Origin of the sequence: Paraburkholderia aromaticivorans, assembly GCF_012689525.1 — a bacterium.
In the GTDB taxonomy this organism is placed as follows: domain Bacteria; phylum Pseudomonadota; class Gammaproteobacteria; order Burkholderiales; family Burkholderiaceae; genus Paraburkholderia; species Paraburkholderia aromaticivorans_A.
In genome coordinates this window covers 2,332,550-2,344,473 of the sequence record NZ_CP051516.1, presented here as the reverse complement: position 1 = coordinate 2,344,473, position 11,924 = coordinate 2,332,550, and the positions used below count along the sequence as shown (strand labels likewise).

The following is an 11,924-nucleotide window of genomic DNA, read 5'->3' as shown; positions in this document are numbered from 1 at the left end:
AATCGTCATGGCAACCTATGTGGTTCTTGCACAATTCACCGATCAGGGCATACGCAACATCAAAAACAGTCCGCAGCGGGCCGGTCAGGCGGCGGAGTTGGCCAAGACCTTTGGCTGTGAAATGAAAGAGATCTACTGGACGGTGGGCAAATACGACATCGTCACGGTCATCGACGCACCGGATGAACAAAGCTTCGCGGCATTCGGCTACGCGCTGGGATCGGCAGGCAATGTCCGCACGCAAACGCTCCGCGCGTTCACGAAGGACGAATGCAGCGCGATTATCGGCAAACTTCCATAAAACAGGCAGTCATCACGGCACGTGAGCCGTTCTCTTTCCGCGACCCTTTCTCAGGAGATCACAATGAACGCAAAAGCAAACGACAGCGAAGACGTACGCGCATTCGTTCAAACGGCCGAGCAGGCCGGCGAGTTTGTCTGGGTGATTACGCTGGTCGACTTCGGGGCACAAAAGGTCAAACGGTCGATGGTTTCGGACGACACGTTCGCCATGCGCGCCGCGGCTCAGGATGCCGGCGAAGCCTATCTGAAGGGGCTGACGGAAGACCGGTAGCGAGGCGGGCGGGCGCCTTGTTTTCGCTCGCGGACAGACTAAAGTTGGACCAGAGGCAGAGGGCCGGGAGAGGAGGAAGCCAATGTCCACCACGCCACAAGCTCCGGCATCGCCTTTCACGGTGTCTGTCGAAGCAGGCCGCTTCCACGTCGCTCGACCCGCAAGCGCGAACGATGTGATCGAACTGGTGCGGCAAAAAAATATTCAGATCGTCGATCTGAAGTTCACCGACTTGCCCGGGCTCTGGCAGCACTTTTCGATCACGCTGCCCGAAGTGCATCCGGACCTGTTCGACGCCGGCATCGGCTTTGACGGCTCGTCGATCCGCGGCTTTCAGGAGATTCACGAATCGGACATGCTGCTCAGACCCGATCCGGCGACCGCTTTTGTCGATCCGGTTTGCGACACGCCGACTCTGTCGATCATCTGCGACGTCATCGACCCGATTTTGCAGCAGCCGTATTCACGCGATCCGCGCTATGTGGCGAAAAAGGCGGAAAACTATCTGCGCCAAACCGGTATTGCGAGCACTTGCTATGTCGGGCCCGAGCTCGAGTTCTTCATCTTCGACTCGATCCGCTTCGGTCAGGACCAGCACTGCGGCTTCTACTATGTCGAGTCGTCCGAGGGCGACTGGAATACCGGTCGTGACGAGGGCGCGTATGGCGGCGGCAATCTCGGCTACAAACAGCGCTACAAGGAGGGCTATTTCCCGGTGCCGCCTCACGACACGCTGCAGGAAATCCGCTCGGAGATCGCGTTGACGCTGCAGCAGGCCGGTGTACAGATTGAAGTGCACCACCATGAAGTAGCAACCGCCGGCCAGAACGAAATCGACATGCGCTTTGCCACGCTCACGCGCATGGCCGACAACGTGATGATCTACAAGTACGTTTGCAAGAACGTCGCGCGCCGTCATGGGAAAGTGGCAACTTTTATGCCGAAGCCGCTGTTTGCGGACAACGCGAGCGGCATGCATTGTCACCAGAGCCTGTGGAAAGACGACGAGAATCTCTTCTACGACGCAAACGGCTGGGCGCTGACTTCCGACATGTGCCGCTGGTACATCGGCGGCTTGTTGCAACACGCGCCCGCGCTGATGGCTTTTTGCGCGCCGACCACCAATTCATACAAGCGTCTGGTCCCAGGGTACGAGGCGCCCGTCAATCTCGCGATGTCGCAGCGCAACCGTTCGGCAGCGGCGCGCATCCCGATGTATTCCGATTCGCCGAACGCGCGGCGCGTCGAATTCCGCTGCCCGGACCCGTCGGCGAATGCGTACCTTGCGTTCGCGGCGATGCTGATGGCCGGTCTCGACGGTATTGAGAACAGGACCGATCCGGGCGATCCGCTCGACCGCAACATCTACGACCTGTCGCCCGAAGAATCTCGCAACATACGGCAGGTTCCGGGCTCGCTCGATGCGGCGCTCGCGGCGCTGGAGAACGACAGCGCGTTTCTGCGCAAAGGCGATGTTTTCACCGACGACGTGCTGCAAACCTGGATCGACTACAAGCGCAAACGCGAGATCGAACCGATCAAATTGCGTCCGCATCCGTGGGAGTTTTACCTGTATTTCGATGTTTAAACTGAACATTCGAACCGGTCATGACGCGGCGGGCAGGTTCCGTTTTGACGATACGCAGTGCCTGCAAGGCGAGGGTGACTATACTCAAAGAGGCCGCCTCTGATTCAGGTTCACCGGGTTCAGGTGGTAGAGGCGCCGGGCAGGATTTCAACGCGAGCCAAGCCAGGTCGCGGGGGAGAAACATATGTTCAAGCATCTGCTGGTGCCGACCGACGGCTCGACGCTTTCCGAGGCCGCCATTCAGATGACGGTAACGCTCGCCGTGGAAAGCGGAGCCAAAGTCACGGGTCTCCATGTCATTCCGGAGTTTCATGTCCTCGCGTATGGCACGGAGATGATCGCCGACAACGAGGATCGAATCATTCAGTCCGCGCGCCAGCGTGCGGAGGACTACCTCGGCGTCATCAAAAAAGCGGCCGCGCAGGCCGGTGTGGAGTGCAATACGGTTTCTGAAAGTCGCGCTCATCCTTATGAGGCGATTATCAACGTTGCAACGCAACAGAACTGTGATCTCATTGTCATGGCGTCGCACGGTCGAAGCGGCATGCGGGCGTTTTTGCTCGGCAGCGAGACCCAGAAGGTCCTGACGCATAGTTCAATCCCGGTTCTAGTCGTGCGGCAGTCGGCGCCAGGCGGCGTGCATCCGACGCGCTAGCCAGGTTGGCGGATGAGCGGGGACGCTGGCTCGGGAGTGCGCGAGCGACTTGAATCGGGATCCTCATAGAGAGGATCCTGCATCGACTCTCACCCCTTGCGGGCGGCGACTCGTTGCTGCCGCAAAATCCTGACAAAGTTCAGTACGGTCGGCGACTTTTCGCGCTGCCGATGGATCAACGCGATACCCGTCGACAGCGGATTGCCCCGCAGTCCGTGATACGACACGCTTTCGACCTGGATCTGCCGGATCGAGGCGGGAACCACCGCGACGCCGAACCCGGCCGCCACGAGATTCGCCGCCGACGAGATCCGCGGCGACTCCATGCCGATCGAAGGCGCGAAGCCGGCTTCGCGGCAGGCGCCGATGATCGAGTCGTACAGATCCGGGCCGATGGGACGCGGAAACAGGATGAACGGATCGTCCGCAAGGTCCGCCAGATCGATGCGCCGTCGCCGGTTCAAGCGATGGTTCGCCGGCAACACCGCCAACATGTCTTCGTCGGCCAATGGTTCGACAATCAGATCCCGGCAGTTCAACGGCATGCGCACCAGAGCGGCATCGAGTTGCCGCTCGGCGACTTTATCCAGCAGCAGCGAACTATTGCTCTCCTCGCAACTGATCGACACGCGCTCATACGCATGCCGATAGCGCTGCATCGTCATCGCGACCGCTGGATGAAACACCGTCGAACCCGCGAAGCCGAGCGAGAGCCGCCCGGTCTCTCCGCGTCCCGCGTTCTGCACCTCGACCAATGCCTGCTGCGCGTCTTCCACGATACGTTGCGCGCGTTCGCGAAAGAGTCGGCCCGCCTCAGTCAATTCGACGCGGCGTGGATGACGGAGGAACAGCGGGGTGCCGATTTCCCGCTCGAGCTTCAGGATCTGCTGGCTCAAAGGCGGCTGGGCGATGCCCAGGTGAGCCGCGGCGTCGGTGAAATGCAGGTGTTCGGCGACGGCAAGGAAGTAACGCAGCTGGCGAAATTCCATATGTTTTTCGTCTCCAAATAGCGGCTTCAAGATATTGGACTAATGACAGGACTGATTTTAACCTTCGTGTCAATCCGATGCGCGCAAAGGTCGCAGCCGACAACGCTGGACAAAGTCGGCGCGCATCAACACCTCACGAGGAAAAGCCGATGTCAGCAGCGCACACACCATTAGTCGCCGCCCGCCCCCACGTGGCCCACACGTTGATCGCGGCGCTACGCAGCATCGTCAGCAGGAAACAGACGCTGACCGATGACGCCGCGACCCGCCGCTTCCGGACCGGCTTTCGCTTTGGCGCGGGCAAAGCGCTTGCGGTAGTGCGCCCCGGTACGATCGTCGAGCAATGGAAAGTGCTGCAGGCATGCGTCGCGGCGAACGCGATCGTGATCACGCAGGCATCGAACACGGGCCTCACGGGCGGCTCGACGCCCGACGGCGACGACTACGATCGCGACATCGTGATCGTCAGCACGAGCCGCATGAAGAAGGTGTTTGTGATCGACGGTGGCAAGCAGGTCGTCTGCCTGCCCGGCGCAACACTCGACCAGTTGGAAAGAACGCTGAAGCCCCTTGGCCGGGAACCGCATTCGGTGATTGGCTCGAGTTGCATCGGCGCGTCGGTGTTTGGCGGTGTCTGCAACAACTCGGGCGGTGCGCTGGTGCAGCGCGGCCCGGCGTACACGGAAATGGCGGCATTTGCGCAGGTCGATGAAACGGGCAAGCTGCAGTTCGTCAACCATCTCGGGATCCGGCTCGGCGAGACGCCAGAGGATATGCTTGACCGCCTCGAACGCGGTGAGTTCTCGGATTCCGATGTCCAGCACAACGCGGGCGCCGGCTCGGACCACGGCTACGCGAACCATGTGCGTGAGGTCGATGCCGATACGCCGGCGCGCTTCAACGCCGACCCGCAGCGCCTCTATGAAGCATCAGGCTCGGCTGGCAAGCTGATGGTGTTTGCAGTGAGGCTCGACACGTTCCCGATCGAACAGAACGCCAAAGTGTTCTATATCGGCACGAACCAACCCGATGAGCTCACCGAAATCCGCCGCCATGCGCTGCACGACTTCAAAGTCTTGCCGATCTCGGGCGAATATCTCCATCGGGACGCTTTCGACGTTGCCGAAGAGTACGGCAAGGATACCTTTCTGGCGATCAACTATCTTGGCACGTCGCGCCTGCCCGCGCTGTTCGGACTAAAGAGCCGTTTCGATGCACTGTTCGATCGCTTCGGTTTTCTCCCTTCGCATTTCACCGATCGCGTCATGCAGGCCGCGAGCCGCCTGTTCCCGAGCCATTTGCCAGTGCGAATGAAACAGTATCGCGACAAGTACGAGCATCACCTGATGCTGAAGGTCGCAGCCGAAAGCGTCGACGAAACCCGTGCGTTCCTCTCCGGGTACTTGGCGAACGCCACGGGTGCTTATTTCGAATGCACCGATGAAGAGGGCAGAAAAGCGTTCCTGCATCGCTTCGCTGCCGCCGGTGCCGCGGTTCGCTATCGTGCCGTGCACACGCGCGAGGTGGAAAACATCGTCGCACTCGACATCGCACTGCGCCGCAACGATCGCGACTGGATCGAGACGCTGCCGCCCGACATCGAGGAAACGATTGCCATCAAGTTGTACTACGGCCACTTCCTGTGCCACGTGTTCCACCAGGATTACATCGTTAAGAAGGGCCACGACTGCCTCGAGGTCGAACATAAGATGTGGACACTGCTGGACCGCCGCGGCGCCGAATATCCGGCGGAACATAACGTCGGCCATCTTTACCACGCGAAGCCGCAGCTTGCGGCGTTCTATCAGCAGCTCGATCCGTGCAACTGCTTTAACCCGGGGATCGGCCAGACGTCGAAGTTCAGGAACTATCGGGAAGCGGCGGTTTAGCTGAACACCGTCACTGCGAAGTGCCCGCGCTCTTCAGCTGAATTCCGCCGGGATGCGGATTGGCGTCGTTCATATCGGCTGAACCGATGTCTATATCGACCCGGCCTACACGGAAGTCGCGGACGCGGCGCGAGCGCAACCGGACCCGCTGATGAGTTTATTGATCGAAGTGCTCCGACGCGTAGTTCAGCCATGAATAAACGCCGTACAGCGAGCGTCAGCGGGATACGGGACCTTTCCCATCCTGCCTCAACGTCTGCGCCACGAGTCCCCTGAACCACCGGTGTCCGGCGTCGTTGTGGTGACGCGCATGCCAGAACTGCTGAACCGTCAGATCGGGCAGATCGACGGGCAGCGGAAACACATCGACATCCGCGAGTCGCGCAAACAGGTCGGCGAGTTCGTCGGGGACTGCCGCGATGAAGTCGGATGTGGCAACCAGACTTGGCACCGCTAGCAGATACGGCACGTCCACGCCGACCTTCAGGCGCGCGCCGCGTTGCCGCAATTCCTTCTCGAGCAACTGGTTGGTGAGCGCCAGCGTGCCGGCCACCACATGCTTTTTCTCGACGAATTGCGCGAGCGTCATTCGGACTTTCTTGCGCGTCGGGCCTCCCTTGATGATGCCGACCAGCGAGCGGCGAAACAGCGGCTGCTGATGCAGGTTGTCGCCCATTTTGCCGAGATAGCCGATGGCGAGATCGAGCGCGCCATCCTGCAGCGCGCTGGCCAGTTCCAGCGACGGCAACTGGATCGGCTTGAGCGACGCGAGCGGCGCGCGTTCACGCAACGCTGCCAGTAGCCGCGGCAATATCACGATCACACCCATGTCGCTCAGGCAGACGGAAAACGTCCGCGTGGTAGTGGCCGCGTCGAACGCCTTGGCGCTCCAGATCTCCTGTTGGACCACGCTCAGCACATGCGCGACGCCTTCGATCAGACGCTCGCCTACCGGCGTGGGTGCCATCACAGGGCCGGCGCGCACGAACAGATCGTCCTGAAACAGCGTGCGCAGCTTACCTAGTGCATGGCTGACCGCGGGCTGCGTCAGACCCAGGCGATCCGCCGCCCGGGACACGCTCCGTTCTTCGCCAAGTGCCTGGATGACGTACAGAAAGTTGAGATCGGGCGATTCCATGTATGCACCAGATTCATTATGGGTATGAAACTCATTGTATAGATTTATACACGCCCAGCGATTAACTTTGCAACCACGGTAGAAAAAGCGACTCAGGAGACAGAAGTGGTGGATTGCGACGTAATCATCGTGGGCGGCGGCCCGGTTGGATTGTTTCTCGCGGCTGAACTCGGTCAGCGAGGGATCAGCACTGAAGTGTTCGACACGAAATCCGGAACGAGCACGCATCCCGCTGCCAACGCGAACAGCGCGCGCACGATGGAGCACTTCCGCCGCATCGGCATATCGGCGACGATTCGCGCGATGGGCTTGCCGCCGGACTACGCACCGGATGTCGCGTACTTCACTTCGATCGCGGGTCATGAACTCGCACGTCTTCGTCAACCGGCTTCCCGGGACGCGGTCGAATGGGCGAAAGCGCATTCCTTCACCTGGGCCACGCCTGAGCCACCGCATCGCTGTTCGCAACTTTACGTCGAGCCGGTTCTGCTCGAAGCCGCGCGCAATAACTCCGCGTGCCGCGTGCATTTCGATGCCCGCGTAATCGAATTCTCACAAGACGACGATTCGGTGACGGCGCTTGTCGAACTCGCCGCCACACCTGAACGTGATGCCGAAACGCGCAAGGTCACGGCGCGCTATCTGATCGGCTGCGACGGTCCGCGCAGCTTCGTGCGCAAATCGCTGGGCGTGCGCTATGAAGGCGTGTCGGGCGAAAAGCGGGAATTCATGGGCGGCCAGATGGACGCCGTGTATTTCTACGCGCCCGACATCTACAAAGTCAGCCCGCATGCGCCGGCATGGCAGTACTGGACTTTCAGTGAAAGACAGCGCGCGCTGATCATCGCGGTCGACGGCAAGGGCCATTTCATCATGAACGTGCAGATGCGCGACGATGAATTGCCCGACGACGACAGCGTCCGACGCCGAATTGCCGAGGCGATTGGCGCCGATATTCCGTTCGAGCTGAAAAGCAGTTCGAAGTGGACGGCGGGCTTCACGCTAGTCGCCGGGACATTCGCCGTGGGGCGCGTGTTCCTCGCGGGCGACGCCGCGCATCTTTTCACGCCGACGGGCGGACTTGGCTACAACACCGGTATCGACGACGCCGCGAATCTTGCATGGAAACTCGAGGCGATGGTGAAGGGCTTCGCGGGCGCCGAACTCGGTGCGAGCTACGACGCCGAGCGCCGGCCAGCGGCGTTGAGAAACACGGCGTTTGCACGCGGCTTCGCGGACAGCATCGGCCATCTCCAGATGCCGGCCGAGGCCTTCGACGATGGTTCGCGCGGTGATGCCGCGCGCGAAGCGGTCGGCGACTATCTGAAGTTTCATGCCGCCGCCGAATTCGTCATTCCCGGCGTGCATCTCGGCACTCGCTACGAAACGTCGCCGCTCATTGAAACCGAAACGGGCGCCAGTTCGCCGGATACCGCCAATCTGTACGTGCCGTGCGCACGAGCGGGCCATCGCGTGCCACACGCGTGGCTCGCTGACGGACGTTCTCTGTATGACCGATTGGGCAGCGGTTTCACGCTGCTTTGCACGGCGCCGACAGGCATCGACGCTTCGCATGACGAAGCGCTGCAGCGCGCGGCGTCCACCCTTGCGCAACTGGCGATCGTCCCTATCAGCGAAGCCGCGGTCGCGGATCTCTACAAGGCCGATTTCGTGTTGATCCGGCCGGACCAGCACGTTGCATGGCGCGGCAATGCGTTGAACGACACGTTCGACGCCGCGGTGCGCAGGGCGATTGGCCACGTGCCGGCACGGGACGCCGCGCCGTGTCCTTCGACGGCCGTCGCGCTATGAGTTGAACGACCTCGGGATCCAGGCGGATCTCTGAAAAACTAAAACGGAAATAGTTTCGCATCCAAGCGAACCCATCCTTCGGAGACAGGCAATGCACGCGCAAGCAATTACGCCTCACAGTGTCATGGACGATAGAAAGACATCGCCGCTACAGATTCTCACGCTGGTCCTCTGCTTTCTGGTAGTCGCCGCGGACGGCTTCGACGTCGCATCGGTCGGTTACGTTGCGCCCTTGCTCAAGCAGGCGTGGTCGCTCAGCCCGGCGCAACTCGGTCCGATCTTCGGCGCGGGTCTGTTCGGTCTGACGGTGGGCAGCTTTCTGTTCGGGCCGCTCGCCGATCGCATCGGCCGCAAGCGCGTGATCGCGATCTCGCTCGTGCTGTTCGGGATCGGCAGCTTCGCGTGCGCCTATGCGCCTTCGCCGATGTGGCTCATCGTGCTGCGCTTCGCGACCGGCGCCGGACTCGGCGGCGCGATGCCGAATGCGATCACCTTGTCGTCGGAATTCAGCCCCGCGCGCAGCCGCGCGTTGATGGTCACGCTGATGTTTTGCGGCTTCACGCTCGGGCTGGCATTCGGCGGCGCGGTGGCCGCGCTGTTGATCCCAAGCTTCGGATGGCAGGGCGTCTTTATTTTCGGCGGCCTGTTCCCAATTTTGCTGACGCCGATCGTCTGGATCTGGATGCCGGAATCGCTGCGCTTCATGGCCGGCAAGCCGCGCTATCAGCGGGAAAGCCGTCACGTGCTCCAGAGGCTGACGGGTGATGCGGACACGCCGATCGAGCAGGTGATCCCCGAAGACGCGAATGCCAACGCGCGTCACGAAACCGCGGTCGGCACGCTCTTCAGCCAGCGTTATCGCACCGGCACGCTGCTGCTGTGGCTCGCGTTCTTCTGCACGCTGTGGGTCTACTACCAGGTCAGCAGCTGGCTGCCGACGGTCATCACCGGCGCGGGTATCGAACCCTCACACGCCGCCCGCGTCGGTGCGATGTTGCCGCTCGGCGGAACCATTGGATCGCTGATCAATGCACGCCTGATGGACCGGATGAATCCGTTCTTCGTGCTTGCCGGTTCTTACGCTGTCGCGGCGGTCTCCATTGCGCTAATCGGTTTCTCGATCAACGAACCCACGTGGGTGTACGTCACCGTCTTCATGGCAGGTCTCGGCCTTTCCGGCGCGCAGACCGGCGCGAACGTGCTCGTCGCGGGGTTCTATACGACGGCCGCGCGAGCCACCGGCGTGAGCTGGGCGCTGGGCGTGGGCCGCATCGGTTCAATCATCGGCTCGATGACGGGCGGCGTGCTGCTGGTCGCGTTTCACAGCGCCGGTGTCGCATTCGTCGCGTTTGCCGCGCCTGTCGTGATCGCTGGCATCGCGATGCTCGCGAACGGCTGGGTCTATCGCGGTCGCGACACATCACGGATTTGATTTCACTGCGGCGCCAGACGTCGCAATTTTTCAGGAAGGAGAAGGACATGCGGTACGTGAGTTTTGAAAAGAACGGCAAGGCGTTTCTCGGCGTGCGCGAAGGCGGCGCGATCCGGACGCTCGACGAAGTCACGCTGGAAGAACTGCTCGCACGGGGCGTCGACCTGAAGACCTGGGCGGCTGAACAGGAGGGCGGCCGCCTCGAAGCCGAAGAGGGCCTGAAGTTTCTGCCGCCATTGCGCCGGCCGACGAAGATTCTGTGCGTCGGTCTGAACTTCCGGGACCACTCGAAGGAAAGCAACTTCGAGCAGCCCGATTACCCGACCATGTTCCTGCGCCTGAACACGAGTCTCGTTGCGCACAACGCGCCGATCATCCGCCCGCGCGTGTCGGACAGCCTCGACTACGAAGGCGAGATCGCCGTGGTGCTCGGCAAGGGCGGCCGCCATATCCGCAAGGAAGACGCGCTGTCGCACGTGGCCGGGTACGCGCTGTTCAACGACGCGTCGGTGCGCGAGTATCAGTTCAAAACGCCGCAATGGACGATGGGCAAGAACTTCGACGGCACCGGCGCATTCGGGCCGGACTTCGTGACGGCCGACGAATTGCCGCCGGGCGTGAAAGGCCTGCGCCTCGAAACGCGTCTGAACGGCGAGGTCGTGCAGTCCGCGAGCACGGACGACATGGTGTTCGACGTCGAGACGCTGATTGCTCTGTTGAGCGAAGCGGTCACGCTGGAAGCGGGTGACGTGATCGTGTCCGGCACGCCGTCCGGTGTGGGCTGGGCCCGCAATCCCAAGCTGCTGATGCGGGCTGGCGACGTGTGCGAAGTGTCGGTGGAAGGCATCGGCACATTGCGCAACGAAATCGTCGACGAGGCTGCCTGATCCACCGTACGCCGTTCGGGAGAAAACATGTCCACCTTTCCTGATTCACCGCCTGCCGGCGTGCATTCGATCGATCACTTCGCGCTGAACGTGCCGTCATTACCGGAGGCCGAGCACTTCTTCACGGCATTCGGTCTCGACGTCATGCACGCAGGCGGAGCGCTCGATGTTCGCGCGGCGGACGGGCATCGCTGGGCCCGCATTCTGTCGTCCGATAGAAAGTCGCTCGCGTGGCTGAGCTTCAACTGCTTCGAGGGCGATCTGCCCGCGATCGCACGACGGGTGAGCGCAACCGGCGCCGCGATCATTTCACCCGACGATGCGACCCGTTCGGAAGGTATCTGGTTCAGCGATCCGGACGGCAACCTCGTTCAGGTGCGAGTCGGTCCCAAGACCACGCCCGACGCCAAAGCAGCGCTTGTGCCGTTCAGCGCGGCCGCGGATTGCCGCGGTTCGCGCGTGCGTTCCGAGGTGAAAGCGGTGCGGCCGCGGCGCATGTCGCATGTGCTGCTCTTCACACCGGACGTCCTGCGCGCGGTGGCGTTTTACGAAAGAGCGCTGGGCCTGCGGCTGTCGGACCGGTCCGACGACATCATCGCGTTCACGCACGCGGCGTACGGCAGCGACCACCATCTTGTCGCATTTGCAAAGAGTTCGGCGAAAGGCTGGCATCACGTGGCATGGGACGTCGCGAGCATCGACGAAGTCGGCAACGGCGCCACGCAGATGGCGGCGGCAGGCTTCAAGGCCGGCTGGGGCACGGGCCGGCACGTACTTGGCTCGAACTATTTCCACTACGTGCGCGACCCGTGGGGCTCGTTCTCCGAGTATTCCGCCGACATCGATTTCGTCTCGGCGGGAACCCCATGGCCGGCAGGCAATTTCGCTCCTGAGGACTCGCTCTATCAGTGGGGCCCGGACGTGCCCGAGTACTTCGTTCACAACACGGAAGCATGACGA

The 11,924-nt window shown here is 61.8% G+C and carries 11 protein-coding genes; 9 read left to right on the top strand and 2 right to left on the bottom strand.

The genetic code is table 11. The annotated features are described in order from the left end of the window. The first annotated feature begins 7 nt into the window (after positions 1-7). The 4 genes from HF916_RS38650 (at position 8) to HF916_RS38635 (ending at position 2,817) form a co-directional block, all read left to right on the top strand. Positions 8-301 (top strand): GYD domain-containing protein, encoded by a 294-nt coding sequence (locus HF916_RS38650; RefSeq protein ID WP_168793996.1) that lies wholly within the window; start codon positions 8-10, stop codon positions 299-301. Between the two features lie 63 nt (positions 302-364). Beyond that, positions 365-574: a hypothetical protein gene (locus tag HF916_RS38645; protein ID WP_132374516.1), complete on the top strand. Its 210-nt coding sequence runs from the start codon at positions 365-367 to the stop codon at positions 572-574. 82 nt (positions 575-656) lie between these two features. Beyond that, positions 657-2,162 carry a type I glutamate--ammonia ligase gene (glnA, locus tag HF916_RS38640; RefSeq protein ID WP_168793995.1) on the top strand — a complete coding sequence of 502 codons (1,506 nt, stop codon included), beginning with the start codon at positions 657-659 and terminating at the stop codon, positions 2,160-2,162. A gap of 184 nt (positions 2,163-2,346) precedes the next feature. Continuing rightward, a complete protein-coding gene (locus HF916_RS38635; RefSeq protein WP_168793994.1) occupies positions 2,347-2,817 on the top strand; it encodes a universal stress protein in 471 nt (156 codons plus the stop codon). An 89-nt stretch (positions 2,818-2,906) separates the two neighbouring features. On the opposite strand, the gene HF916_RS38630 is transcribed toward HF916_RS38635, so the two are convergent. Beyond that, positions 2,907-3,806 carry a LysR family transcriptional regulator gene (locus tag HF916_RS38630; RefSeq protein WP_168793993.1) on the bottom strand — a complete coding sequence of 300 codons (900 nt, stop codon included), beginning with the start codon at positions 3,804-3,806 and terminating at the stop codon, positions 2,907-2,909. Positions 3,807-3,955: 149 nt separating this feature from the next. On the opposite strand from HF916_RS38630, the gene dld reads away from it, so the two are divergent. Then, positions 3,956-5,695 carry a D-lactate dehydrogenase gene (dld, locus tag HF916_RS38625; protein ID WP_168793992.1) on the top strand — a complete coding sequence of 580 codons (1,740 nt, stop codon included), beginning with the start codon at positions 3,956-3,958 and terminating at the stop codon, positions 5,693-5,695. A gap of 217 nt (positions 5,696-5,912) precedes the next feature. Here the strand turns inward: dld and HF916_RS38620 are convergent, their stop codons facing one another. Then, positions 5,913-6,833, bottom strand: coding sequence for a LysR family transcriptional regulator (locus tag HF916_RS38620; RefSeq protein ID WP_168793991.1), 921 nt, complete (start codon positions 6,831-6,833; stop codon positions 5,913-5,915). 108 nt (positions 6,834-6,941) lie between these two features. On the opposite strand from HF916_RS38620, the gene HF916_RS38615 reads away from it, so the two are divergent. The 4 genes from HF916_RS38615 to HF916_RS38600 all read left to right on the top strand — a co-directional run bounded on the left by HF916_RS38615 (position 6,942) and on the right by HF916_RS38600 (position 11,921). After that, on the top strand, positions 6,942-8,645 hold the full coding sequence (locus tag HF916_RS38615) for an FAD-dependent monooxygenase (RefSeq protein WP_168793990.1): 1,704 nt from the start codon (positions 6,942-6,944) through the stop codon (positions 8,643-8,645). A 124-nt stretch (positions 8,646-8,769) separates the two neighbouring features. After that, positions 8,770-10,077 (top strand): MFS transporter, encoded by a 1,308-nt coding sequence (locus HF916_RS38610; protein ID WP_240975675.1) that lies wholly within the window; start codon positions 8,770-8,772, stop codon positions 10,075-10,077. Between the two features lie 47 nt (positions 10,078-10,124). Further along, positions 10,125-10,964, top strand: coding sequence for a fumarylacetoacetate hydrolase family protein (locus tag HF916_RS38605; protein WP_168793988.1), 840 nt, complete (start codon positions 10,125-10,127; stop codon positions 10,962-10,964). A gap of 27 nt (positions 10,965-10,991) precedes the next feature. Further along, the gene (locus HF916_RS38600; protein WP_168793987.1) at positions 10,992-11,921 is read left to right on the top strand and encodes a VOC family protein; all 930 of its coding nucleotides are present in this window, start codon (positions 10,992-10,994) and stop codon (positions 11,919-11,921) included. Positions 11,922-11,924: the final 3 nt, after the last annotated feature.

Excerpts from the sequence above, each read along its gene's own strand:
- HF916_RS38650 (WP_168793996.1), top strand. The coding sequence starts at position 8 with ATGGCAACCTATGTGGTTCTTGCACAATTCACCGATCAGGGCATACGC.
- HF916_RS38645 (WP_132374516.1), top strand. The coding sequence starts at position 365 with ATGAACGCAAAAGCAAACGACAGCGAAGACGTACGCGCATTCGTTCAA.
- glnA (WP_168793995.1), top strand. The coding sequence starts at position 657 with ATGTCCACCACGCCACAAGCTCCGGCATCGCCTTTCACGGTGTCTGTC.
- HF916_RS38635 (WP_168793994.1), top strand. The coding sequence starts at position 2,347 with ATGTTCAAGCATCTGCTGGTGCCGACCGACGGCTCGACGCTTTCCGAG.
- HF916_RS38630 (WP_168793993.1), bottom strand. The coding sequence starts at position 3,806 with ATGGAATTTCGCCAGCTGCGTTACTTCCTTGCCGTCGCCGAACACCTG.
- dld (WP_168793992.1), top strand. The coding sequence starts at position 3,956 with ATGTCAGCAGCGCACACACCATTAGTCGCCGCCCGCCCCCACGTGGCC.
- HF916_RS38620 (WP_168793991.1), bottom strand. The coding sequence starts at position 6,833 with ATGGAATCGCCCGATCTCAACTTTCTGTACGTCATCCAGGCACTTGGC.
- HF916_RS38610 (WP_240975675.1), top strand. The coding sequence starts at position 8,770 with ATGGACGATAGAAAGACATCGCCGCTACAGATTCTCACGCTGGTCCTC.
- HF916_RS38605 (WP_168793988.1), top strand. The coding sequence starts at position 10,125 with ATGCGGTACGTGAGTTTTGAAAAGAACGGCAAGGCGTTTCTCGGCGTG.
- HF916_RS38600 (WP_168793987.1), top strand. The coding sequence starts at position 10,992 with ATGTCCACCTTTCCTGATTCACCGCCTGCCGGCGTGCATTCGATCGAT.